The sequence below is a fragment of the Streptomyces sp. NPDC048636 genome (genome assembly GCF_040650655.1).
In the GTDB taxonomy this organism is placed as follows: Bacteria; Actinomycetota; Actinomycetes; order Streptomycetales; family Streptomycetaceae; genus Streptomyces.
The window spans coordinates 183,840-205,587 of the sequence record NZ_JBEZHR010000011.1 but is presented as its reverse complement, the minus strand read 5'-3'; the positions used below and the strand labels follow the sequence as shown (position 1 = coordinate 205,587).

The window sequence follows — 21,748 nt, the reverse complement described above, 5'->3', positions numbered from 1 at the left end:
GGTGACCGGAGCCGTCCGGGGCGCGGACGGCGCGGGCAGCCCCGGAGGGAGTGGAGGCAGGAGTGCGGTCACAGGCGCGCGACGCGGAGCTGCCCGTGTACGGGGGCGGGCTCGCGCGGCGGACCCTGCGCAACGAGACGCTGCTGGTGCTGGCGTTGTCGCTGGGGGCGAGCGCGCTGTCCGCGCTGATCGACTTCATCGGCTCGGTGACCCGGCCCGGTGGGCTGAAGGACCAGACGGCTACCCTCAACGGCTCCGATGCCCCGGGGCGGCCCTGGCTGGACCTCGTCTGGCAGCTCTTCGGGATCAGCACCGCGCTGGTTCCGGTCGCGCTGGTGGCCCATCTGCTGCTGCGGGAGGGCGCGGGGCTGCGCGCGATCGGCTTCGACCGCACCCGGCCGCGGTTCGACCTGGGGTGGGGAGCCGTGGTCGCGGCGGGCATCGGCGGCACCGGACTGCTGCTCTACCTGGGCGCGCGGGCCGCCGGAGCCAATCTGACGGTGGTGCCCGAGGCGCTGCCCGACGTGTGGTGGAAGATCCCGGTCCTGATCGCCTCCGCGGTACAGAACGCCGTGCTGGAGGAGGTGATCGTGGTCGGCTATCTGCTGCGCAGGCTCGGGCAGTTGGGGTGGACCCCGATGGCCGCGCTGCTGGCCAGCTCGGTGCTGCGCGGCTCGTACCACCTCTACCAGGGGATCGGCGGCTTCTTCGGCAATATGGCGATGGGCGTGATCTTCGTCCTGCTCTACCGCCGGTGGGGGCGGGTCGGACCGCTGGTGGCCGCCCACGCGCTGATCGACATCGTGGCGTTCGTCGGTTACGCCCTGCTGGCGGGCCGGGTGGGCTGGCTGCCCACCCCCTGACCGGGCCCGTGCTGCCCACCCCCTGACCGCGCCCGAACGGGCGCGGTCAGGGCGCTGCGCCGGGCAGGGGCTCAGACCAGCAGCTCTCCGTCGATGACCGTGACCGCGCCGCCGGTCAGCAGGGTGCGGTCGCCGCGCAGCGCGGTGCGCACCAGTCCGGTCCGGGCCGACGCCTGGAGTCCGGTGAGCTCGGTGCGGCCGGTCCGGGCGGACCAGAACGGCGCGAGCGCCGTGTGGGCGCTGCCGGTCACCGGGTCCTCGTCGATGCCGACGGCCGGTGCGAAGACCCGTGAGACGAAGTCGTAGCCGCGGGCCGGGTCCTCGGCGGCCGCGGTCACGATCACGGCCCGTCCTGCCAGATGGGAGAGCGGCGCCAGATCGGGGGCGAGGGCGCGCACCGTCTTCTCGTCGGCCACCTCCACCAGGATGTCGCCGACGTGCGGACCGGTGTCATGGGCGGAGAGGACCTTCACCCCGAGCGCTTCGGCCAGAGCGTCCGGCACCCGCATTTCGGTCAGTTCGGCGGTCGGGAAGTCCAGAGTGATGGTGCCGGAGTCCTCGGCGGTCGCGGACAGCACCCCGCTGAGGGTGGCGAACCGGACGGTGCCGGTCGTGGTGCCCGTGGTGCCCAGGATGTGGGCGGTGGCGAGGGTGGCATGACCGCACATGCTGACCTCGGTGGTCGGGGTGAACCAGCGCAGCGCCCAGTCGGCCCCGGCCGACTCGGGCAGGGGGTGGGCGAACGCGGTCTCGGAGAGGTTGACCTCGGCGGCGATCCGCTGGAGCCGGTCGTCGTCCGGGAAGGCGTCGGTGTCGAAAAGCACGACCCCCGCCGGGTTCCCGGCGAAGGGGCGGTCGGTGAACGCGTCGACGATTCGTATGCGCATGGCTCGACCGTAGGCGGGCTCCGACGGTGATGACCATGGCCAATTTCCAGGGTGTGGCCCGGCCGGGTGATATCGGGACCTTGTCATTCGATCGGTTCCGATATATCGTCGAAGCATCGTGATGGATCGACGATGAAAGGAGCGTCACGATGCGTACCCAAGGACACCGACATGGACAGTGCGGACCCGGCGGCAGGGGCCGGGGTGAGAGCGAGGGGCGGCGTGCGGCCTTCGGCCCGTTCGGACCCCCCTTCGGCGGGCCCCCGTTCGGGGGCCGGGGCCGAGGCGGACCCGGCGGCGGGCGTGCACGGGGCCGGGCGCGGCGCGGCGATGTGCGCGCCTCGATCCTCGCCCTGCTGAAGGACCGCCCGATGCACGGTTACGAGATGATCCAGGAGATCGCCGAGCGCAGCGGAGGAGCGTGGAAGCCGAGCCCCGGCTCGGTCTACCCGACCCTTCAGCTCCTGGAGGACGAAGGGCTCATCAGCAGCGAGAGCGAGGGCGGCAAGAAGCTGTTCGCGCTCACCGAGGAGGGCCGTACCGAGGCCGAGGCCGGGGCGCGGGCCCCCTGGGAGGAGGCCGGGCGCGGCGTCGACTGGGAGGCGGCGCAGGAGATCCGGCAGGCCGGCTTCGGCTTGATGGAGGCGTTCGGGCAGGTCTGGAAGACCGGCACGTCCGAGCAGCGCAAGAAGGCCGTCGCCATCATCAACGAGTCGCGCAGGCGGATGTATCTGATCCTCGCCGAACAGGACGAGGAGGGCGGCGAGGACGGCGAGGGTGGCGGCCGCACCGCGAGCGGTGAGCGCTGATGCCGTAGGGGGGAGACGGCACGGAAAGCGCACGGGCGGGGGCCGGGGCCGAGGGGCTTCGGCCCCCGTCGGGCGTCGGGGGCGCCGGCCTCAGGCGACCAGGGCGCCCAGCTTGCGCAGTGACTCCTCCAGCGCGCCGGTCGCCGACTCCGTGAGCTTCCCGGCCATCAGGGATACCGCGCCCCCGGTGAACTGCCCGTCGATACGCACCGTGGTGGCATCGCCGTCCGGGGTGAGCGTGTAGCGCATCTGGAGGTTCACCCCCATCGGGCCCTTGCCGCGGGTGGCCAGCAGCCGGGCCGGTTCAAAGCTCTCCACGGTCCAGCTCACCTCGGCGGGAAAGCCCATGAGCTTCATGTTCTCCGCGTACGTCGTCGCCATGTCGAGGCGTTCGGGGCCGCCCTGCGGAAAGCCGGTGTGGGTGGCGTTCCAGTCCTTGTACGAGGAGAGGTCCGTGAGGGTGGCCCAGATCCGCTCGGCCGGTGCTTCGATATGTGCCTGCGCGCTGACCTCGGCCATGGGGCGGTCCCTTCCCTGTGCGGTACGTCCGCTACGCCGGGCGCCGCGGCTCGGGTGCCCCGGCGGCATCGCGCACCGTAGCCCCGGGGGCCTCAACCCTCAAGCCTGCTGGTGTGTCAGATCCGGCCTTCCGTGCGGCGGCCGCGCGGCGCGACGGCAGCGACATCCGGCGCCGGGCGGGCGGGCGCTCCAGCAGCCGGTCGACATGGTGGCGGCGCAGCCCGCGGCCCGGTTCGACCGGTATCAGCAACTGGTCACGCCGCCAGCGGGAGCGGCGCACCAGCCGGTCCGGCATGACGTCGTCGACCCAGGCGAAGGGGCGGCCCGCCGCGAACCGCAGGATCGGCGCCCACTTCCGTCCGGTCAGTAAATCCAGTACCGGCAGCTTGGGGTCGTCCGGCTGATCCTGGTAGCTGCTGAACTCCACGACCGGCAGCGTCGGCAGTTCGAGCAGTGGCGCGATGTGGCGGTTGGCCTCGTGCTCCCAGGTCGTCGCCCATACCAGGTCATAGCGGTCCGACAGCTCACCCAGCCAGTCGGCGTGGGTCGCCGAGAGCAGCACGGTGAAGTCGAGGATGTCGTATCCGGTGAACCCGTCGGCGGGCAGCACCGGGTTGAGTACGCCGTCGATGTCCAGGAACAACAGCGGCCGGTCGGTCATCGGACTCCTTCATGCGGCGTCGCGTGGCGGAATGGCGCGGTTGCCTCTGAGGGACGTCCGGTGGCCGGGCGGCGGTTGCAGTGCGGTGCACGCCGTTGTCCTCGAACCTCTCCTCCGGAAGGAGGAGATCCGGTCATTGGTGCACAACTACGGTGGGATGCCCACATGCTTCCCGGCGAGGATGCTCCGACCCCTCGGGGACTGATGGGGTGAGAGGGTGCGAAGTCGTACCCTTTCCACCGGCGCGGCCGCCGCCGGATTCGAGGACCGGCTCGGCGGGCGTCTGACCGCCGTGGTCGCGGGTGCCCGCAGAAGGGCGTTCCGCGACGGCGACAAGCACATCGACACCGCCCATCTGCTGCATTCCCTGGTCGAGTCCGACCCGCGGGTGCACGGCGCGTTCGCTGGCGGCCCGCCGCAGGTGGTGCGGCTGCTCGGCTATCTGGTGCAGCGCACCATCGGCTACGGCCTGGGGTGGAGCGGCAGGGTCGAGGAGTCCGGCGCGGGGGCGGCCGGGGCGCCGGGGCCGACGGGGGCGCGGGACGGCGGGTTGTCCGCGGCACCGGGCTGGGCCGCGCCCGGCTGGTCGCCCGCGGCGGCGGTCGCCCTGGAGGCCGCGGTCCGCCGCGCCGCGGCCCGCGGTGTGGCGAGCGCCGACGGCCCCGACCTCTTCGCCGCGCTCCTCCGTGACCGGGGCTGCCGGGCCGTGGAGGTGCTGCGCCGGTCGGGGATCGAGGTGGAGTGCCTGGTCATGAGGGTGGACGGAGAGCTCTGCCAGCAGTCAACGGGGTGACGGTCCTGACCGGAGCTGACATGATGTCCCGGTGCATGTATCGCAAGGTCGGAGTGGGAATCAGGAACGGAACGCGGCGTTGGGGCTCGCCCTGGCGTCGGCGCTCGCGTTCGGCGGGTCGGGGGTGGCCGCCAAACCGCTGATCGAGGCGGGGCTCGAACCGCTCCAGGTCACCTGGTTGCGGGTGATGGGCGCCGCTCTCGTCATGCTGCCCCTGGCCTGGCACCACCGTCGTCTGCTCATCCGGCGCCCCGCCCTGCTGGTCGGGTTCGGCCTGCTGGCCGTCGCGGGGGTGCAGGCGTTCTTCTTCGCGGCGCTCTCGCGCATCCCCGTCGGCGTCGCCCTCCTCGTCGAATACCTCGCGCCCGCACTGGTGCTGGGGTGGGTCCGGTTCGTCCAGCGCCGTCCGGTCAGCCGGGCCGCGGCGGTCGGTGTGGTGCTGGCCGTCGGGGGACTGGCGTGTGTGGTGGAGGTGTGGTCCGGGCTGAGCTTCGACGCCGTCGGACTGATGCTCGCCCTCGGCGCGGCCTGCTGCCAGGTCGGCTACTTCGTCCTCTCCGACCACGGCAGCGACGGTCAGGACCAGGCCGACCCTCTCGGTGTCATCGCCTACGGGCTCCTCATCGGCGCCGCGATGCTGACCGTCGTCGGGCGTCCCTGGCAGATGGACTGGTCGGTGCTGACCGGCCGCGCGGACCTCGGCGGCGCGCGGGTGCCGGCGGTGCTGCTGCTCGCCTGGATCGTGCTGGTCGCCACGGTCGTCGCCTATCTCACCGGCGTCCTCGCGGTGCGTCGGCTCTCCCCGCAGGTCGCCGGGGTGGTCGCCTGCCTCGAGGCGGTCATCGCGACCGTGCTCGCGTGGGTGCTGCTTGACGAACACCTGGGGGCCGTCCAGGTCATGGGCGGTGTGGTGGTACTGGCGGGCGCGCTGATCGCCCAGACCTCAGCCCCCAAGGCGGCCTCCGCGGAACCGGTGGCGGCGTCCGCCGCGCTGCCGGACGCCGCCGTGGCGGACGCCGACCGGGGGTAGTACGCGGCGTCGCGGTGGCGTGGGCGGGGGTGTGCGGTCCGTTGAGGCTCGGCTCGTGGGCCAGCGCCGGGAGTCCAGCGCCCGCGCCGGTGACGGCGGTACCGCTGGTGGTGTGCGACGTGCCCTCGGACCTGGCCGCGGCGGATGCCGACCGGAGGGTGGTTGGCCGGTGGGCGGTGTGTGGTCCGGCGGTCCGGGGGCTCCGGCGGTCCCCCTCGGCGGGCTGCCGTCCGCACTTGGGCCGCGGGATGGCCTGCGGGCTGGCGCCGAGAACCCCGCGCGGGGCGGTTCGGGGCGGTGCCCCGTCCACCTCGGCGTTGGGGCGTCGGTTCGGCCACTCCGCCCGCCGTCCCACGATGTGGCCTGCTCGGAGCCATGGTTGGGGCGTGGGTTAGCATCCGGTTATGCGACTCACTGTGCTGCCCCCTCCCGCCGTCTGACGCGGGCGGCCGCCGCCATGGCGATGGAGCCGGGCCCGGGGAATGATCCCCGGCCGACCGGTCCGTCTCGGCGTGCGATGCCACCGAGGGCTCCGGCAGACGACATCCGCGCCCGCTGACGATCACATCCGATCCGGCGGAGCGCTCCTCACCCATCCGGTCTGCCGGTTCACCATCGGCCCGCGACGACGCCCGGACCACCGGGCGCGTCCCGGCTGCCCGCATACGGAATGACGCGATCCGATTCATGTCTTCCGCGGGAGAACTCCTCGTGCTGCAAACTCTTTCACCGTCCTCTGCCCTGCCCGTGGGCCGGGGGCTGGTCTACGTCACCGTCGCCGCCACCGCCTGGGGCACCGCGGGTGCCGCCGCCGCGCTGCTCTACGGCGAGAGCGGGCTCGGGCCCATGGCCCTGACCTTCTGGCGGGCGCTCGGCGGGTGCGTCCTGCTGCTGGCCGTCCGCACGCTACGGGCGTGTCGCCGAAACGGGCGGGCCGCGCCGCGCCCGGCCGCGCCGCGCCCGGCCGAGTCGCCACGGCGCCGGGCGGTGCGGATCCTGGTCACCGGGATCGGGCTGACGGTCTTCCAGGGCGCCTACTTCGCGGCCGTCGAGGCGACCGGACTCGCCGTGGGGACCGTGGTGACCCTCGGCGCCGCGCCGGTGATGGTGGCCCTGGCCGGGCGGCTGACCATGGGCGAACGCCTGGGCACCGGCGGCGTGCTGGCCGTCGCGGGCGCGCTCACCGGGCTGCTGGTGCTGGTGTTCGGCGGTGACGGGGCGGGGACCGTCCGGCCCGCGGGTGTCGCTCTGGCGCTGCTGTCCGCCGCCGGATACTCCGTCACCACCCTCTACACCCGCCACCTCGGCAGCCGGGGCGCCGTCGATCCGTACCGCACCACCTTGGCGTCGTTCGCCGTCTGCGCGGTGCTGCTGCTGCCGTTCGCCGCGGCGGAGGGGCTGTGGCCGCAGTCGCAGGGTCTGGCCCGCACGCTGGTGTTGATGGTCTACATCGCGGCGGTGCCCACCGCCCTCGCGTACGGGCTGTACTTCGCGGGGCTCGCCGTGCTCCGCGCCACCACGGTCACGGTGATCACGCTCATCGAACCGGTGACGGCCGCGGTCATCGCCGTGGCGTTGCTGGGGGAGCGGCTGACCGTCGCGACCGTGGCCGGTACGGCCGTGCTGCTCGGCGCCGTCGCCGCGCTGGCCGTGGCCGAGGCGCGAGCCACCGTCCCGGCGGGCTACTCGCCCCGGCGCGTGGGAGCCATGGTCACCGCGCGCCGGAGGTGATGGTCCAGCACCGCCGCGTCGGCGGGGGCGGCGCGCCGGGCCAGCCCCTCCGCCGTGCGCCGACGCGCCGACTCCGGTTTGTGGCTGCCGTACTTGAACTTCGCCCGCACCTCGGACACCGTCAGCCGCAGCCCGCGGATCCCCGGCAGCAGCCGTCCGTACGGGGCCTCGCCGGGGGCGACCGGCCCGTGGTCGCCCCCGGGCTGGAAGTGCCGGAGCTGGGCCCGCAGCAGCGCCGCCTTCTCCTCCGGGTCGTCCACGATATGCGCGGTGCAGCGAAGTTGGACGGCGGCGTAGAAGCTGGTGGGCGTCCCGTGCTCGGGCGGCACCCCGTCGGGCGCCTGCCACGGGGCGGGGATGTAGGCGTAGTCGTCGACCACGCTCAGCAGCACCGTGGGGTTCGCCTCCAGCGCGGACCACAGCGGGTTGGGGCGGGCGAGATGGGTGGCCGCCTCTCCGCGCTCCGCGTCGTAGGCGAAGTGCAGCGGCTGTACGAACGGGGGCTCTCCGGGCGGGCCGTTGACCGCGAGCTGGCCGAAGTCGTGTGCGGCCAGCCAGGTCTGCCATTCGGCGTCGTCGTGCGGGGCGTCCCAGGGGTGGATGAGCATGCGCCGGACTCCTTCTGGCGGCGGTCAGTGCCGGATGAGATAGCCGGGCACGGGCGTGTCGGGCGCGAGGTCGTCGGCGGGCACCGGCGTGCCGTAGGTGCGGGCGACGGGCAGCACACCGCTCCAGTAGGGGAGTGCCAGGTCCTCGGGGTCGTCGCCGGGGCCGCCGGTGCGGATCTTGGCGGAGACCTCGGCCAGGTCGAGGCGGAGGACGGCGGTGGCGGCCAGCTCCTTGGCGTTGGCGCGGCGGGAGTCGGCGGCGCGGCCGGGCAGGACATGGTCCACCAGCGCGTCGAGGGCGGCGGCGCGCTCGGCGGGGTCGACGACCGGACGGGCGGTGCCGTACACCACCACCGAGCGGTAGTTGATGGAGTGGTGGAACGCCGAGCGGGCCAGCACCAGACCGTCCACATGGGTCACGGTGAGACATACCGGCAGCCCCGGCTCCTCGCCGTCGGGCCGCTCCTCCGCCGCGGTCCGCAGGGGACGGGAGCCGGTCGAACCGTGGACGTAGAGGCTCTCACCGACCCGCCCGTAGAGGGTCGGCAGTACGACGGGTCCGCCGTCGCGTATGAAGCCCAGGTGGCAGACGTAGCCCTCGTCGAGGATGGCGTGCACCACCTCGCGGTCGTACGAGGCGCGTTCGCGGGCGCGGGTCGGCACGGTCCGGTCGGTGGCTTCGTAGGCGTCCGGAGACATGGCCGGGGAGGTGTCGGAAGAGCTGGCCGCGGTCATTTGCGTCCTCCATTGTACTAGTGCAAAATAGTGTTTGTGCTAGGAGAATATCCGGTCAAGGGCCGGGGCGCAGCCGAGATCGCGGCCAGTGTGGAGCGCGCGGTCGGGACCGGTGAGCTGCCACCGGGCCAACTGCTGCCGCCGCTCAGGCAGTTGGCGGAGCGGCTGGGGGTCAATCCCAATACGGTCGCGGCCGCATACCGCGTACTGCGGGAACGGGGTGTGATCGAGACCGCGGGCCGCCGGGGGAGCCGGGTGCGCCGGCGTCCCGCCAGCACACCCCGCGAATGGATCCGGGTCGAGGCCGCGGGCGCGCGTGATCTGTCCACGGGCAACCCCGACCCCGCGCTTCTGCCTCCGCTCGGCGCGTCGCTCGCGGCGGCCGCGGCGCGCGCGGCCGAGCGGCCGACGCTCTACGGCGCGCCGGACGTCGCCCCCGGACTCGCCGAGCGGGCCCGCGCCGCGCTCGACGCGGACGGTGTGCCGGACGGGCCCGTGGCCGTCACCTCCGGCTCGCTCGACGCCATCGAGCGGGTGCTCACCGCGCACTTGCGGCCCGGTGACGTGGTCGCGGTCGAGGACCCCGGCTGGGGAAGTCTGCTCGACATCATCCCGGCGCTGGGCCTCGTGGCCGTCCCCGTCGGGGTCGACGACGACGGGCCGCTGCCCGGTCCGGTCGAGCGGGCGCTGCGCCAGGGGGCACGGGCGCTCGTCGTCACCGACCGGGCGCAGAACCCGACCGGTGCGGCGATCGGGGCCGCGCGCGCCCGGGAGCTGCGGGACGTCCTCGCCGCTCACCCCCAGGTGCTGCTGATCGAGGACGACCACGGCCACGGCATCGTGGACCTGCCACTGCACCCGCTCGCGGGCGGCACCGAGCACTGGGTGCTGGTCCGCTCCACCGCCAAGGCGTACGGTCCCGATCTGCGGCTCGCCGTGCTGACCGGCGACGACGTCACCCTGGACCGGGTGCGCGGCCGTCAGCGGCTGGGCCCGGGCTGGGTCAGCCACCTGCTCCAGGAAGCGGTGGTCGAGCTGTGGCGCGGTGAGGTGGTGGACCCCCGCGCCGTCGCGGCGTCGTACGGCGTGCGGCGCGAGGCGCTGGTGCGCGCCCTGCGCGAGCGCGGGATCGCCGCCCACGGCCGTAGCGGGATGAATGTGTGGGTGCCGGTCGCCGATGAGACCGGCGCGGTGGCCCGGCTGCTCCAGGCGGGCTGGGCGGTCGCGCCCGGGGCGCGCTTCCGCGTGGCGTCGCCCCAGGGGGTGCGGCTGACGGTGTCCCCGCTGGAGATGGGGGAGATCGGTCCCATCGCCGACGCGCTGGCGGCGGCGACAGGACCGGCCCCGGCGGGCCGTTTTGACTGAGCGGACGACAGCCCGGCCGTGCGGATCACACCCGCGGGACCCGCGTAGTCCCCCCGCGCGGACCTGCGCCGTGCGGACCTGCCCCGCGCAGGCCCGCCGTGCCGACCGGCCCCGCGCAGACCAGCCCTGCGGACCGGCGCCGTGCGGCCCGGCCACACGAAGTCCCGCCGTGAGGACCGGCTCCGCGAACACCCGCCGTGCGGATCGGATCCGGCGCCGCGCGGACCGGCCACACGAAGGGCTGCCGTGCGGACGGGCCCCGCGGACCCCCGTCCGCGTAGTCCCGCCGCGCGGCGCCGTCTTCAGGCCTTCGTGGGCTTCGGGCGGGTTCCGCGCGGCCTGCTCTGGGTGAGTGCCGCGCCCGCGAGTACCACCAGTGCGCCCACCGGGGTGTTCCAGGTGAGGTGTTCACCGAGGATCGCCACACCGGCGGCGGTGGCGATCACCGGGACGAAGTAGGTCACCATCATGGCGGTTGTCGGCCCGACCTCCGCCACCAGGCCGTACTGGATCAGGAACGCCACTCCGGTGCCCAGCGCGCCGAGGGCGAGCACCGACAGCAGCGGCAGCGTGGGGAACGAACCCGGTGTCGGCGCGAACACCGGGGCGACCACGGCGAGTTGTACCGTGCCCAGCAGCAGCTGGGTGCCGGACATCGACAGGTGGGAGGCGCCTGTCCCGGCCAGCGTGCGGCGGACGTACTGCCAGCCCACCGCGTAGCTCGCGGAGGCGACGAGCGCCAGTACGGTGCCCAGCGGGTCCTGCCCGGAGAACCCCTGCCAGGCGCCGAGTACGATCAACACGCCGATGAAACCGAGTCCGAGGCCCGCGACCCGCTGCCGGGTCGGCCGGTCGTCGGAGACCACGACCACGGCGAGCAGCATGGCCCACAGGGGCGATGCCGCGTTGCAGATGCCCGCCAGGGTCGAGGGGATGGTCAGCTCGGCGTAGGCGAACAGCGAGAACGGAAGGGCGTTGAGAAAGAAGGCGGACACCGCCAGATGCCCCCACACCCGTATGCCACGCGGCAGCCGCTCCCGCTTCACCGCCAGGACGGCGAACAGGACGGTCGTGCCGAACAGCATCCGACCCAGCGTGACGTAGAGCGGTGCGAACGCCTCGTTGCCGACCTTGATGAACAGAAAGCTGAAGCCCCAGATCAGCGAGAGCACACCGAACCGGATCCGCCAGTCGAGCAGGGGGCGGCGCGGGGCGGGGGAGGGGGCCGGGACCACCGGGGCAGGAGTGGTGGTCGGGGCGGGCGCTGTGGTCATGGCAACACCATGAGGGACGCGAACCTCTTAGAACAAGCGAGATTTAGTGCCAGGCATCGCGTAGCATTACTTACATGTTGAACCTGGATCGCCTACGGACCCTCCACGCCGTGGCCCGCCACGGCTCCGTGAGCGGCGCGGCCGAAGGGCTGCACGTCACCACCTCCGCCGTCTCCCAGCAGCTGTCGAAGCTGGAGCGGGAGACCGGGCAGCAGCTCCTCGCCAAGAACGGCCGCGGAGTGCGCCTCACCGACGCCGGAAGACTTCTCTCCGACCATGCGGCGCGCATCCTCTCCCAGGTGGAGCTGGCCCAGTCGGATCTGGAGGCCCAGCGCGGACACGCGGTGGGCGAGCTGTTGCTCGGCGCCTTCCCCACCGCCGTCCGCGGCCTCTTCTCCGAGGCGCTGTCCCGGATGCGTACCGAGCACCCCCAGCTGCGCGCCCGGTTGCAGGAGATGGAGCCGGATGAGTCGGTGCCCGCGGTGGTGCGCGGGGATATCGATGTCGCGGTGGTCCTGGACTGGTACAACAAGCCGCTGCCGATGCCCGACGGGCTGGTCAAGGCGCCGCTGATGGACGATCCGGTGGATGTGGCGATGCCCGCGGACCACCCCTTCGCCGACCGTTTCTCGGTCGAGCCGGAGGACTTCGTCGAGGACGAGTGGATCTCCTGGCCGCAGGGCGGGTTCTGCTACGACTGGCTGATGGTGACCCTGCGCAGCAAGGGCATCGAGCCCCGCATCCGGCACACCGCACGCGAGCACCACACCCAGCTGGCGCTGATCGCCGCCGGGCTGGGGGTCGCCGTGGTGCCGCGGCTGGGCCGTGGCCCGGTGCCGCCCGGGGTGCGGATGGTCCCGGTCAGCCCGCCCACGATGCTGCGCCACATCTACGCGGTCTGGCGGGCCGACGCCGATCGCAGGCCCTCGATCCGGGCGGCCGTCGAGGTGCTGCGCTCGGTGGGGGAGAAGATCTCCGACTGACCGCGCGGCGGGCGGCGCGGCCCCGGGTGCCGGAGCTCCGCTCCGCCCTCGCTCAGCCCCCGGTCAGCGCCCGGTCGCCGGAAGCGCTCCCCGGCCGGTCGCCGGGCCGGGCAGCTTGCGGAAGTCCCACGAGACGATCGTGTCCGGGACCAGCCGCAGCCAGGCGTGGCGCCCGTCGTACGGCATGGCGTCCAGCCCGAAGTACTTCGCGGCGAACAGCCGCTCCGGCGTGTTGAGTTCGGGACACGGCGCGCCGGAGCGCGGGGCCTCACCGACGGCCACCGCCTCTCCGGACAGCTCCGCACCGCGCAGCTCCCCGTAGTCGTGCCCGTCGTCGATGACCACGGCGATCCGGGGATCGCGGCGCGCCTGGGCCCAGCGGCGGCTACGGGTGAGGGAGTACAGCCACAGCGCGGTGCCGTCCCAGCCGAACCAGAGCGCGCTCACGTGCGGCCGCCCGTCCGCGCCCACCGTCGCCACCCGGCATACGCGCTGCTCGGCGAGGAAGGTGTCCAGCTCGTTCCGGGTCATCATGATGCGGCGGCCCCGCCGCTGGGTGACGGCCATCCGTTCGGCACCTCCCTGGCTGATGTGGTGCGGCACAGGATGGAGGCTCTTCCTTCCACAAGCAAGGGCCGCTAGCCTCCCGCGCCGTGACCCCACCCCCATCCGAACCACCTCGACGGGCAACCGGGTTGGCCGGGCTGCTGCGGCCCGGACACTGTGCGCTGCTGACCGTGGAGTGCCAGCGCGGAGTCGTCGGCCCGGACAGCGCACTGCCCGAACTGGCCACCGCGGCGCGGGAGTCAGGAGCGCTCGGGCGTGTCGCCCACCTGGTGTCGGCCGCCCACGACACGGGCGTACAGGTACTGCACGCGGTGGCCGAGCGGCGCGCCGACGGACGCGGTGCGAGCCGCAACGCCCGGCTGTTCCGGGCCGCCGAACGGCTGCCGGTCCAGCAGCTCACCGGGAGCGACGCGGTGCGCGTCGCCGAACCGGTCCCGGTCGCGGCCGAGGACCTGGTGGTACGGCGGCTGCACGGGCTGTCGCCGATCGCGGGCACCGAAGTGGACGCGCTGCTCCGCAATCTGGGCTGCCGCACCCTGGTCATCTGCGGGGTGTCGGCCAATGTCGCGATCCCCAACGCCGTCTTCGACGCGGTCAATCTGGGCTATGCGGCGGTGGTGCCGGAGGACGCGATCGCCGGGGTGCCCGCCTCGTACACCCCGGCGATGGTCCGCCACACCCTCTCCCTCGTGGCCGCCGTCACCACGGCCGACGAGGTGATCTCCCACTGGAGAGGGTGAGCCCGTCCGGCGGAGGAGCCGTCAGGACATCCGGATGGAGCTTCCCTCCACCTTGATCTGCGCGCCGGGCAGCGGCTTGGTGGCCGGACCGCCCTTCACACTGCCGTCGGTGATGTCGAACTTGCTCTGGTGGCACGGGCAGTTGATGGTCCCGCCGGTCACATCGCCGACCGAACAGCCCGCATGGGTGCAGACCGACGAGAACGCCTTGAACTCACCGGCCTTGGGCTGGGTCACCACGACCTTGTGGTCCTTGAAGACCATGCCCCCGCCCTCCGGGATCTGGGAGGTCTTGGCCAGCTCCATGCCGCCGCCTCCGCCGGAGCCGTCCGCCCCGCCGCTGTCCCCGGCGCCGGACTTGCCGCCCTGCGACGGCTGCCCGGCGCCCGCGTCCTGAGCACTGCCCCCGTCCTGCTTGTCCGACCCGCCGTCGTCGCTGCCGCACGCCGTGAGCGCGGCGGCGAGTCCGGCGGCCCCGGCGGCCGAGACGACGGCACGACGGGTGGATCCCCGCCCGGTGATGGCCGGCTGCGTCATGGTGGTGCCTCCTGTCAGGGGGACGATTCGCCCTTCCATACGGAGACGCCGGTCCTCTTGTTCAGATGGCGCGGTGCGTTCGGCCGGTGCTCAGTGGGCCAGCGCTTTCCGGAGGAAGTCCAGCTGGAAGCCGAGAAGGTGCTCGGTGACCGCCTCGTCGGTCGGCAGATGGCCCGCGGAGGGCAGCGGCAGCACGCTGTGCGGACGCCCGGCGGCGAGCAGTTCCGCGGAGAACCGCAGCATATGGGCGGGGGCCACATTGTCGTCCGCGAGCCCGTGGATCAGCAGCAGCGGGCGGCGCAGCTTATGGGCGTGGCCGAGCAGGGAGTTACGGGCGTAGTTCTCCGGCTCCTCGTCCGGGTGACCGAGGAACCGCTCCTCCCAGTGGGTGTCGTACAGCCGCCGGTCGGTCGGCGCGGCGCCCGCGACGGCGGCGTGGACCACATCCGGATGGTGCAGTACGGCCGCCGCGGCCAGCGCGCCGCCGAACGACCAGCCGCGCATCGCGACGCGCCCGAGGTCCAGGTCAGGACAGTGCCGGGCGGCCGCGTCCAGCGCGTCGAACTGGTCCTGGAGCACCGGGCCGAACCGGTCGCCGCGGATCGCCTTCTCCCACGCCGGACCGCGCCCCGGGGTGCCCCGGCCATCGGTGACCAGTACCGCGAAGCCGTGCTCGGCGAACCACTGCGACACACAGGCCCACCAGCCGCGGGCGGGCACCGCCAGCTGGACCCCCGCTCCGGCGTACGGATCGAGCAGCACCGGCAGTTTCCGCGCGCCCGGCTCGTACCAGGACGGCAGGTACAGCGCGGCGCGCAGGGCGCGCTCACCGAGCCGCAGCCGCCGCGGCGCGACCGGCAGCCCCGGCTCCTTCGCGTACGAGGCGATCCGGCCGACCGGCGCGCCGTCCCGCAGCACCGTCACCGACCCGCCGTCGGAGGTGAGGCTCGCCAGCACCGTCGTCCGGCCGCCCGCCGCGCCGTGGTGCGTCCCCGGCTCCCGGCTGAGCCGGACGAACCCGGTTTCGGGGTCGTACGACCACAGATGGCGCTCGGTCGGTTCCTCGCTCGCGGTGAACAGCACCCGCTCCCCGGTCACCCCGGCCACCTCGTGGACCTGGAGCCCCGGCGGGGACAGCGCCGCGCCGATCCGCAGCCCGCGCGTGTCGTCCCGCTCCACCACCCCGACCGACACGCCGGAGTCGGTACGGGCCGGAGTGCCGGGGACCAGCTGCACCCAGGCCGGATCGCGCCGCTCGTCCAGCAGCCGGGTCGCCCCGGTGGCCGCGTCCACCGCCAGGGTGCGCACGGTGCGCTGGTCCCGGCTCTGCACGGTGACCATCGGACCGTGGACGTCCCAGCGCGCGTCGACGACGTACTCGAAGGCCGCGCGGTCCCAGTCGACCTCGGTCCGCCGTCCGTCGACCGTCACCAGGTGCAGCGTCACCTCCGCGTTGGCCGTGCCCGCCGCCGGATAGCGCAGCGCGCGGGGCCGCCGGGACGGATCCGACGGATCGGTGAGATAGCGGATCCCCACCGCCCTCGGATCGGTCCGCGCGAGGAGCAGGGCGCTGCCGTCCGGTGCCCACCAGTGGCCGCGCGACCGCCCGATGGACTCGGCGGAGACATGGTCGGACAGCCCGTACGTCACCTCGGGCTCCTCCGGAACGGCCAGCGGGCGGTCCCCGTGACCGTCGAGACCGACGATGTGCAGCGCGCCGCCCGTCACATAGGCGATCAGCCCTCCGTCGGGGGAGGGACGGGGGTCGGTCACCGGGCCCGCGGCCGTCACCGGGAACGGCGCGCCGCCGTCGGTGCGCACCGCCCACAGCGCCCCGCCCAGGGCGAACACCGCGACTCGCAGCTCACGGTCGGCCGCGTAGCCGACCGCACCCTCGGAGCGCTCCCGGGCCCGCTCCCGCCGGGCGCGTTCGGCCGCCGGGACCGCGCCGCCGCCCGCCAGCCGCCGTGGATCCGCCAGCAGCCGTTCTTCCCCGTCCGGGCCCGCACCGCCGGTCTCCCACAGCCACAGCAGGCTCATCGGATCGGTGCCGCCACCGGTGCGCACGAACAGGACACGCTCGCCGTCCGGCGACACGCCGAAATGCCGTGGCACACCGAGGGCGAAGCGGCGGGTGCGGGCCAGCAGCCGCGGGAAACCGCGCACGGCCGCGGCGGTTCGGGAGCCATCCATGCGGGGACCATGCCATGCCCGAAAACGCGTTGCGCCCCTCAGTAGCCTGGGGAAATGCTTCCTGAAGTCACCGCCACCCGGTATGTCACGCCGTTGCGTGAGGGCGGGTCACTGCCCGGCATCGTCGAGGCCGACGACCTGGGCACCTATGTCATGAAGTTCACCGGAGCGGGGCAGGGCCGCAAGACCCTCGTCGCCGAGGTCATCTGCGGTCAGCTGGGCCGCCGCCTGGGCCTGCGCGTTCCGGACCTGGTACGGATCCAGCTGGATCCGGTGATCGGTCTGAGCGAACCGGACCAGGAGGTGCAGGAGCTGCTCAAGGCCAGCGGCGGGCTCAACCTGGGCATGGACTACCTCCCCGGTTCGCTCGGCTTCGACCCGCTGGCCTTCGAGGTGGGCCCGGCCGAGGCCGGACAGGTGGTCTGGTTCGACGCGCTCGTCGGCAATGTGGACCGCTCCTGGCGCAACCCCAACCTGCTGGTCTGGCACGGCCGGCTGTGGCTCATCGACCACGGCGCCACCATGATCTGGCACCACAGCTGGCGCGGTCTCGAGGCCGCTGCCGCCAAGCCCTACGACGCCTCCGAGCATGTCCTGACCCCCTTCGGCCCGGATATCGCCGCGGCCGCCGCAGCGCTCGCCCCGCGGATCACCGAGGAGCTGCTCACCGAGGTGGTGGCCGACGTCCCCGACGAATGGCTGGTGGACGAGCCGGGTTTCGACGGCCCCGGCGCGGTGCGCCGCGCCTATGTCGAGGTGCTGCTCGAGCGCGCCGCGACCGTGGGCGAGAAGATCACCGTTGGCGAACGCGCCGGGACAGGGCCCTCCCGGGCCCCGGACTGGCTGCGGGTGTGGGTCGACGGAAAGGCGAGTAAGTGAGCGGGCTGCACAACGGCCGGGATGTCTTCGAGTACGCGGTGATGCGGGTGGTGCCCCGGGTCGAGCGCGGCGAGCAGATCAACGCGGGGGTGGTCGTCTACTGCCGTGCGCGGTCCTTCGTGACCGCCCGGATCCACCTGGACGAGGCCCGGCTGCTGGCACTCGACCCCTCGGCGGACGTGGCGGGCGTACGCGCCGCGCTGTGCGCCGTGGAGGGCGTGTGCAGCGGGGGTGAGCGGGCCGGACAGGCGGCGGGCGACGACGCGGGACGGCGCTTCCGCTGGCTGGTCGCCCCGCGCTCCACGGTCGTCCAGCCCGGTCCGGTGCACACCGGGCTGACGGTGGACCCGGAGGCGGAGGCCGAGCGGCTGCTCGAGCTGCTGGTGCGCTGACCGGCGCACCCGGGTGCCCGCGGCTGAGCCGGGGTATGAGCCCGGAGGTGAGCCAGCCCATAAAGGAGGGTCGTTGACAGGCGGGGGCGGTCCTCATAGCGTCTCGTCTGCTGAAGCGACTAAGCGGTTGCTCACCGCCGGGACCGCGGAGGGTGAGCCGCTACCGAGGCGAGGAGAACCCGCATGTCCACCACCGAGCAGCGCGTTGCCATCGTGACGGGCGCGGCCCGCGGCATCGGCGCGGCGACCGCCGTGCGCCTGGCCGAGGAGGGGCGCGCCGTCGCCGTGCTCGACCTCGACGAGGCGTCCTGCGCGGGGACCGTGGAGCAGATCACCAAGGCGGGCGGCAAGGCCATCGCCGTGGGCTGCGACGTATCCGACGCCGCACAGGTGGAGGCGGCGGTCGGGCGGGTCGCCGAGGAGCTCGGCGCGCCGACGATCCTGGTCAACAACGCCGGTGTGCTCCGCGACAACCTGCTCTTCAAGATGAGCGACACCGACTGGGACACGGTCATCTCCGTCCATCTGCGGGGCGCGTTCCTGATGTCGCGGGCCTGCCAGAAGCACATGGTGGACGCCGGGTTCGGCCGGGTGGTCAACCTCTCCAGCAGCTCGGCGCTCGGCAACCGCGGTCAGGTCAACTACTCCGCCGCCAAGGCCGGTCTCCAGGGCTTCACCAAGACCCTCGCCATCGAGCTGGGCAAGTTCGGGGTCACCGCCAACGCCGTGGCGCCCGGTTTCATCGCCACCGATATGACCGCCGCCACCGCCGAGCGCGTCGGAATGGGCTTCGAGGACTTCCAGCAGGCCGCCGCCAGCCAGATCCCGGTGGCCCGGGTCGGCCACCCGGAGGACATCGCCAACGCCATCGCCTTCTTCACCGGTGACGCCGCCGGATTCGTTTCCGGCCAGGTCCTGTACGTGGCCGGCGGCCCGCTCAACTGACGGGAGTCGTGGACAACATGACCACAGAGATCAAGGCCAGCGGCCGGACGGCACTGGTCACCGGGGCCAGCCGCGGTATCGGATACGCCATCGCCGAGGCGCTGGTGGCGCGCGGCGACCGGGTGTGCATCACCGGCCGCAACGAGGACTCGCTCAAGGAGGCGGTGGAGCGGCTCGGCGCCGACCGGGTCATCGCCGTCCCCGGCAAGGCCCATGACGAGGCCCACCAGGCGCTGGCCGTCGAGCGCACGATGGAGGCGTTCGGCCGGATCGACCACCTCGTCAACAACGCCGGGACCAATCCGGTCTACTCGCCCATCGCCGATCTCGACCTCGGGGTGATACGCAAGGTCTTCGAGACCAATGTGGTCTCGGCGCTCGGCTTCGCCCAGCGCACCTGGAAGGCGTGGCAGAAGGAGAACGGCGGCTCGATCGTCAACATCGCCTCGGTCGCCGGACTGTCGCCCGCGCCGTTCGTCGCCGCGTACGGGGTGAGCAAGGCCGCGATGATCAATCTCTCGGTGCAGCTCGCCCATGAGTTCGCGCCCGGGGTGCGGGTCAATACGATCGCCCCCGCCGTGGTGAAGACCAAGTTCGCCACCGCGCTCTACGAGGGGCGTGAGGAGGAGGTCGCCGCGCGGTATCCGCTGGGACGGCTCGGGATGCCCGAGGACATCGGTGGTGCGGCCGCGTTCCTCACCTCCGACCAGGCGGCCTGGGTCACCGGGCAGACACTGGTGGTGGACGGCGGGATCTACCTCCACGCCGGAACCGGCTGACCGCGCACCGGATCCGGCCGTCCCCCCGTGCCGGCCGGATCCGGTGCCCCTCCCCGCCGCCCCGGGAGCGGACTCCGGGTGAGGCGTTGTCGGTGGCCGCCGGTAGGTTCTGTGTCCTGAACGGAACACCGACCGGAGGTTGTTGACGTGCCCTACGAGCTGCCCGAGTCCTGGCGCGGCGTCCTCGGCGAAGAGCTGGAGAAGCCCTACTTCAAGGAGCTCACCGAGTTCGTCGAGGAGGAGCGGGCCGGGGGTCCGGTCTACCCGCCGCGCGAGGAGGTCTTCGCCGCGCTGGAGGCCACCCCGTACGACCAGGTGAAGGTGCTGGTCCTCGGGCAGGACCCGTACCACGGCGAGGGCCAGGGGCACGGTCTGTGCTTCTCGGTGCGGCCCGGTGTGAAGACCCCGCCGTCGCTGCGGAACATCTACAAGGAGATGAGGGAGGAGCTGGGCCACCCCGTCCCGGACAACGGCTATCTGATGCCGTGGGCCCAGCAGGGTGTGCTGCTGCTCAACGCGGTGCTGACGGTCCGCGCCGGTGAGGCCAACTCCCACAAGAGCAAGGGCTGGGAGAAGTTCACCGACGCGGTGATCCGCGCGGTGGCCTCCCGTCCCGACCCGGCCGTCTTCGTGCTGTGGGGCAACTACGCCCAGAAGAAGCTGCCGCTGATCGACGAGGAGCGCCATGTGGTGGTGAAGGGGGCCCACCCCTCCCCGCTGTCGGCGAAGAAGTTCTTCGGCTCGCGCCCCTTCACCCAGATCGACGAGGCGGTGAAGGCCCAGGGGCACACCCCGATCGACTGGCGGATCCCGGACCTGGCCGCCCAGGGCTGAGCCCGGTCAGTCCGCCAGCTCGTAGTCGAGGGCGTAGACGATCTCCTTGACGCCGTGCGGGGCGGTGAAGGAACCCCGGCCGGTGAGCCCGGTCAGCTCACCGCTGCCGGAGCCGGGCACCACCTCGAACGAGCAGTGCACGGTGCCGTCCTCGCCGAACGTGCCGCGCTGTGCCAGTACGAAGCCGCCCCGGCGGCCGTCGAGTTCACCGTCCACCAGTTCGTGGCCGGTGAAGGAGCCGGTCTTCTCGGTGGTGTACACGATCGAGTACTGGCACACGGTGACCGGTGCGGTGATGGCGCCGGTGTAGCCGTTGGTGACCTGGGCGCGGGCGATCCTCGCACCGTCCGCGGCCTGCCCGGTCTCGGTCTCCTGCCAGTCGGCGAAGGTGAAGTGGCCGGTGGCGTGCGTGCTCATGGCGGGTCCTTTCGGCGGGGCCTCGGCCGCGGGTGGCGCGGGCCGTGGCGACCACGATGTCCGCCGTACCTGACATCTTTTGTCAGGTACGGCGGCACAATGGGAGCCATGCGCGCCGACCGTCTGCTCTCCCTGCTCCTGCTGCTCCAGCACCGGGGCCGGATGACCGCGCCGGAGATCGCCGCCGAGCTGGAGGTCTCGGTCCGCACCGTCTACCGCGATGTGGAGGCGCTGGGCGCCAGCGGGGTGCCCGTCTACGCCGACCGTGGCCCGGCCGGCGGCTACCGTCTGCTCGACGGCTACCGCACCCGGCTCACCGGGCTCACCGGCGACGAGGCCGACTCGCTCTTCCTGGCCGGGATGCCGGGTCCGGCCGCCGAACTGGGCCTCGGCGCCGACCTCACCACCGCCCAGCTCAAACTGCGCGCCGCGCTCCCGGCCGGTCTCGAGGAGCGGTCGCGCCGCATCCAGGAGCGGTTCCACCTCGACGCCCCCGGCTGGTTCCGGGACGCCGAACCGGTGCCCCACCTCGGCGCGGCCGCCGAGGCCGTGTGGGAGCGCCGGGTGCTGCGGGTGCACTACCGGCGCTGGCGCGGTGAGGTACGGCGCGATCTGCACGGTCTGGGCCTCGTCCTCAAGGGCGGTATCTGGTACCTGGTGGCGCGCGCGGACGACAGTGTGCGCAGCTACCGGGTCTCGCGCGTACTGGACGCCGAGCTGCTGGACGAACAATTCGAGCGCCCGGCCGGATTCGACCTCGCGGCCCACTGGCGGGAGGTGTCCCGGCGGCTGGAGGCGTCCCGCTTCCAGGGCGAGGCCGAACTGCTGCTGACCGAGCGGGGGCGGAAGCTGCTGCCGATGCAGTTCGGCGCGATCGGCGCGGCGGCGGTGGCCGCGGCCGGGCCGCCGGACGAGGCGGGGCGGGCGCGGGTCACGCTGCCCGTGGAGTCGCTGCCGGTGGCCGTCCACGACATGCTGCGGATGGGCACCGAGGCCGAGGTGCTGGGGCCGCCGGAGCTGCGGGAGGCTGTGGCCGCTGCCGTCGGGGAACTGGCCCGGCGCTACCGGCCGCCGGACCCGCGCCCGGGCTGAGACCCCGGTCCGGCCCCCGGGCTGAGACGCCGGTCCGGCGTTCGGGCTGAGACCTTGCCGGAGCGGCTGGCGCCGTCGCTGTGGTGGCTGGGGCCGTCGGAGCTGCGGGAGGCTG

The 21,748-nt window shown here is 73.2% G+C and carries 24 protein-coding genes; 14 read left to right on the top strand and 10 right to left on the bottom strand.

Features of this window, described 5'->3' with window-relative positions:
• Window positions 1–50 precede the first annotated feature (50 nt).
• On the top strand, window positions 51–863 hold the full coding sequence (locus AB0C66_RS27015) for a CPBP family intramembrane glutamic endopeptidase (protein WP_362443809.1): 813 nt from the start codon (window positions 51–53) through the stop codon (window positions 861–863).
• A 71-nt stretch (window positions 864–934) separates the two neighbouring features.
• On the opposite strand, the gene AB0C66_RS27010 is transcribed toward AB0C66_RS27015, so the two are convergent.
• Window positions 935–1,750 carry a PhzF family phenazine biosynthesis protein gene (locus AB0C66_RS27010; RefSeq protein WP_362443806.1) on the bottom strand — a complete coding sequence of 272 codons (816 nt, stop codon included), beginning with the start codon at window positions 1,748–1,750 and terminating at the stop codon, window positions 935–937.
• 149 nt (window positions 1,751–1,899) lie between these two features.
• Between AB0C66_RS27010 and AB0C66_RS27005 the strand changes: the two genes are divergently transcribed.
• Window positions 1,900–2,559: a PadR family transcriptional regulator gene (locus AB0C66_RS27005; RefSeq protein WP_362443804.1), complete on the top strand. Its 660-nt coding sequence runs from the start codon at window positions 1,900–1,902 to the stop codon at window positions 2,557–2,559.
• 90 nt (window positions 2,560–2,649) lie between these two features.
• On the opposite strand, the gene AB0C66_RS27000 is transcribed toward AB0C66_RS27005, so the two are convergent.
• Window positions 2,650–3,078: an SRPBCC family protein gene (locus tag AB0C66_RS27000; RefSeq protein WP_362443801.1), complete on the bottom strand. Its 429-nt coding sequence runs from the start codon at window positions 3,076–3,078 to the stop codon at window positions 2,650–2,652.
• A gap of 31 nt (window positions 3,079–3,109) precedes the next feature.
• Window positions 3,110–3,739, bottom strand: a complete 630-nt coding sequence (locus AB0C66_RS26995) for an HAD domain-containing protein (protein WP_362443798.1) — start codon at window positions 3,737–3,739, stop codon at window positions 3,110–3,112.
• Between the two features lie 217 nt (window positions 3,740–3,956).
• Here AB0C66_RS26995 and AB0C66_RS26990 point away from each other — a divergent pair, with 217 nt between their 5' ends.
• The 3 genes from AB0C66_RS26990 (at window position 3,957) to AB0C66_RS26980 (ending at window position 7,293) form a co-directional block, all read left to right on the top strand.
• Complete coding sequence (locus AB0C66_RS26990; RefSeq protein ID WP_362443795.1) at window positions 3,957–4,532, top strand: peptidase; 576 nt, start codon at window positions 3,957–3,959, stop codon at window positions 4,530–4,532.
• A gap of 31 nt (window positions 4,533–4,563) precedes the next feature.
• Window positions 4,564–5,562 carry an EamA family transporter gene (locus AB0C66_RS26985; RefSeq protein WP_362443791.1) on the top strand — a complete coding sequence of 333 codons (999 nt, stop codon included), beginning with the start codon at window positions 4,564–4,566 and terminating at the stop codon, window positions 5,560–5,562.
• Between the two features lie 687 nt (window positions 5,563–6,249).
• Complete coding sequence (locus AB0C66_RS26980; protein ID WP_362443788.1) at window positions 6,250–7,293, top strand: EamA family transporter; 1,044 nt, start codon at window positions 6,250–6,252, stop codon at window positions 7,291–7,293.
• Here AB0C66_RS26980 and AB0C66_RS26975 read toward each other — a convergent pair.
• The gene (locus AB0C66_RS26975) at window positions 7,245–7,901 is read right to left on the bottom strand and encodes an FMN-binding negative transcriptional regulator (RefSeq protein ID WP_362443785.1); all 657 of its coding nucleotides are present in this window, start codon (window positions 7,899–7,901) and stop codon (window positions 7,245–7,247) included. The two genes, AB0C66_RS26980 and AB0C66_RS26975, sit on opposite strands and share 49 nt — an antisense overlap.
• A gap of 24 nt (window positions 7,902–7,925) precedes the next feature.
• The gene (locus AB0C66_RS26970) at window positions 7,926–8,636 is read right to left on the bottom strand and encodes a pyridoxamine 5'-phosphate oxidase family protein (protein ID WP_362443782.1); all 711 of its coding nucleotides are present in this window, start codon (window positions 8,634–8,636) and stop codon (window positions 7,926–7,928) included.
• A 36-nt stretch (window positions 8,637–8,672) separates the two neighbouring features.
• Between AB0C66_RS26970 and AB0C66_RS26965 the strand changes: the two genes are divergently transcribed.
• Window positions 8,673–10,001 (top strand): aminotransferase class I/II-fold pyridoxal phosphate-dependent enzyme, encoded by a 1,329-nt coding sequence (locus AB0C66_RS26965; protein ID WP_362443779.1) that lies wholly within the window; start codon window positions 8,673–8,675, stop codon window positions 9,999–10,001.
• A gap of 302 nt (window positions 10,002–10,303) precedes the next feature.
• Here the strand turns inward: AB0C66_RS26965 and AB0C66_RS26960 are convergent, their stop codons facing one another.
• Window positions 10,304–11,275, bottom strand: a complete 972-nt coding sequence (locus tag AB0C66_RS26960; RefSeq protein WP_362443777.1) for a DMT family transporter — start codon at window positions 11,273–11,275, stop codon at window positions 10,304–10,306.
• A gap of 74 nt (window positions 11,276–11,349) precedes the next feature.
• Here AB0C66_RS26960 and AB0C66_RS26955 point away from each other — a divergent pair, with 74 nt between their 5' ends.
• Window positions 11,350–12,258 carry a LysR family transcriptional regulator gene (locus tag AB0C66_RS26955; protein WP_362443774.1) on the top strand — a complete coding sequence of 303 codons (909 nt, stop codon included), beginning with the start codon at window positions 11,350–11,352 and terminating at the stop codon, window positions 12,256–12,258.
• A 63-nt stretch (window positions 12,259–12,321) separates the two neighbouring features.
• Here the strand turns inward: AB0C66_RS26955 and AB0C66_RS26950 are convergent, their stop codons facing one another.
• Window positions 12,322–12,825 carry a pyridoxamine 5'-phosphate oxidase family protein gene (locus tag AB0C66_RS26950; RefSeq protein WP_362443771.1) on the bottom strand — a complete coding sequence of 168 codons (504 nt, stop codon included), beginning with the start codon at window positions 12,823–12,825 and terminating at the stop codon, window positions 12,322–12,324.
• 128 nt (window positions 12,826–12,953) lie between these two features.
• Here AB0C66_RS26950 and AB0C66_RS26945 point away from each other — a divergent pair, with 128 nt between their 5' ends.
• The gene (locus AB0C66_RS26945) at window positions 12,954–13,565 is read left to right on the top strand and encodes an isochorismatase family protein (RefSeq protein ID WP_362443866.1); all 612 of its coding nucleotides are present in this window, start codon (window positions 12,954–12,956) and stop codon (window positions 13,563–13,565) included.
• Window positions 13,566–13,586: 21 nt separating this feature from the next.
• On the opposite strand, the gene AB0C66_RS26940 is transcribed toward AB0C66_RS26945, so the two are convergent.
• Both AB0C66_RS26940 and AB0C66_RS26935 read right to left on the bottom strand, forming a co-directional pair.
• Window positions 13,587–14,102 carry a Rieske (2Fe-2S) protein gene (locus AB0C66_RS26940; RefSeq protein ID WP_362443768.1) on the bottom strand — a complete coding sequence of 172 codons (516 nt, stop codon included), beginning with the start codon at window positions 14,100–14,102 and terminating at the stop codon, window positions 13,587–13,589.
• Window positions 14,103–14,192: 90 nt separating this feature from the next.
• Window positions 14,193–16,295, bottom strand: a complete 2,103-nt coding sequence (locus AB0C66_RS26935; protein WP_362443765.1) for an alpha/beta fold hydrolase — start codon at window positions 16,293–16,295, stop codon at window positions 14,193–14,195.
• 54 nt (window positions 16,296–16,349) lie between these two features.
• Between AB0C66_RS26935 and AB0C66_RS26930 the strand changes: the two genes are divergently transcribed.
• The 5 genes from AB0C66_RS26930 (at window position 16,350) to ung (ending at window position 20,124) form a co-directional block, all read left to right on the top strand.
• Window positions 16,350–17,174 carry a HipA family kinase gene (locus AB0C66_RS26930; RefSeq protein ID WP_362443762.1) on the top strand — a complete coding sequence of 275 codons (825 nt, stop codon included), beginning with the start codon at window positions 16,350–16,352 and terminating at the stop codon, window positions 17,172–17,174.
• Window positions 17,171–17,566, top strand: coding sequence for a DUF3037 domain-containing protein (locus tag AB0C66_RS26925; protein ID WP_362443759.1), 396 nt, complete (start codon window positions 17,171–17,173; stop codon window positions 17,564–17,566). The genes AB0C66_RS26930 and AB0C66_RS26925 overlap by 4 nt, the downstream gene beginning before the upstream one ends.
• A 183-nt stretch (window positions 17,567–17,749) precedes the next feature.
• Window positions 17,750–18,511 carry a 3-oxoacyl-ACP reductase FabG gene (fabG, locus tag AB0C66_RS26920; protein WP_362443756.1) on the top strand — a complete coding sequence of 254 codons (762 nt, stop codon included), beginning with the start codon at window positions 17,750–17,752 and terminating at the stop codon, window positions 18,509–18,511.
• A gap of 17 nt (window positions 18,512–18,528) precedes the next feature.
• Window positions 18,529–19,290 (top strand): SDR family oxidoreductase, encoded by a 762-nt coding sequence (locus tag AB0C66_RS26915; protein ID WP_362443753.1) that lies wholly within the window; start codon window positions 18,529–18,531, stop codon window positions 19,288–19,290.
• A 147-nt stretch (window positions 19,291–19,437) separates the two neighbouring features.
• The gene (gene ung, locus AB0C66_RS26910; RefSeq protein ID WP_362443750.1) at window positions 19,438–20,124 is read left to right on the top strand and encodes a uracil-DNA glycosylase; all 687 of its coding nucleotides are present in this window, start codon (window positions 19,438–19,440) and stop codon (window positions 20,122–20,124) included.
• A 6-nt stretch (window positions 20,125–20,130) separates the two neighbouring features.
• On the opposite strand, the gene AB0C66_RS26905 is transcribed toward ung, so the two are convergent.
• Window positions 20,131–20,541 carry a DUF3224 domain-containing protein gene (locus AB0C66_RS26905; protein ID WP_362443748.1) on the bottom strand — a complete coding sequence of 137 codons (411 nt, stop codon included), beginning with the start codon at window positions 20,539–20,541 and terminating at the stop codon, window positions 20,131–20,133.
• Window positions 20,542–20,640: 99 nt separating this feature from the next.
• On the opposite strand from AB0C66_RS26905, the gene AB0C66_RS26900 reads away from it, so the two are divergent.
• Complete coding sequence (locus tag AB0C66_RS26900; protein WP_362443745.1) at window positions 20,641–21,633, top strand: WYL domain-containing protein; 993 nt, start codon at window positions 20,641–20,643, stop codon at window positions 21,631–21,633.
• Window positions 21,634–21,748: the final 115 nt, after the last annotated feature.

Coding starts and splice junctions, on each gene's coding strand:
- AB0C66_RS26950 (WP_362443771.1), bottom strand. CDS start 12,825: ATGGCCGTCACCCAGCGGCGGGGCCGCCGCATCATGATGACCCGGAAC.
- AB0C66_RS27005 (WP_362443804.1), top strand. CDS start 1,900: ATGCGTACCCAAGGACACCGACATGGACAGTGCGGACCCGGCGGCAGG.
- fabG (WP_362443756.1), top strand. CDS start 17,750: ATGTCCACCACCGAGCAGCGCGTTGCCATCGTGACGGGCGCGGCCCGC.
- AB0C66_RS26930 (WP_362443762.1), top strand. CDS start 16,350: ATGCTTCCTGAAGTCACCGCCACCCGGTATGTCACGCCGTTGCGTGAG.
- AB0C66_RS26955 (WP_362443774.1), top strand. CDS start 11,350: ATGTTGAACCTGGATCGCCTACGGACCCTCCACGCCGTGGCCCGCCAC.
- AB0C66_RS26905 (WP_362443748.1), bottom strand. CDS start 20,541: ATGAGCACGCACGCCACCGGCCACTTCACCTTCGCCGACTGGCAGGAG.
- AB0C66_RS26970 (WP_362443782.1), bottom strand. CDS start 8,636: ATGACCGCGGCCAGCTCTTCCGACACCTCCCCGGCCATGTCTCCGGAC.
- AB0C66_RS27010 (WP_362443806.1), bottom strand. CDS start 1,750: ATGCGCATACGAATCGTCGACGCGTTCACCGACCGCCCCTTCGCCGGG.
- AB0C66_RS26900 (WP_362443745.1), top strand. CDS start 20,641: ATGGGAGCCATGCGCGCCGACCGTCTGCTCTCCCTGCTCCTGCTGCTC.
- AB0C66_RS26940 (WP_362443768.1), bottom strand. CDS start 14,102: ATGACGCAGCCGGCCATCACCGGGCGGGGATCCACCCGTCGTGCCGTC.
- AB0C66_RS26980 (WP_362443788.1), top strand. CDS start 6,250: ATGTCTTCCGCGGGAGAACTCCTCGTGCTGCAAACTCTTTCACCGTCC.
- AB0C66_RS26960 (WP_362443777.1), bottom strand. CDS start 11,275: ATGACCACAGCGCCCGCCCCGACCACCACTCCTGCCCCGGTGGTCCCG.
- AB0C66_RS26915 (WP_362443753.1), top strand. CDS start 18,529: ATGACCACAGAGATCAAGGCCAGCGGCCGGACGGCACTGGTCACCGGG.
- AB0C66_RS26995 (WP_362443798.1), bottom strand. CDS start 3,739: ATGACCGACCGGCCGCTGTTGTTCCTGGACATCGACGGCGTACTCAAC.
- AB0C66_RS26935 (WP_362443765.1), bottom strand. CDS start 16,295: ATGGATGGCTCCCGAACCGCCGCGGCCGTGCGCGGTTTCCCGCGGCTG.
- AB0C66_RS27000 (WP_362443801.1), bottom strand. CDS start 3,078: ATGGCCGAGGTCAGCGCGCAGGCACATATCGAAGCACCGGCCGAGCGG.
- AB0C66_RS26975 (WP_362443785.1), bottom strand. CDS start 7,901: ATGCTCATCCACCCCTGGGACGCCCCGCACGACGACGCCGAATGGCAG.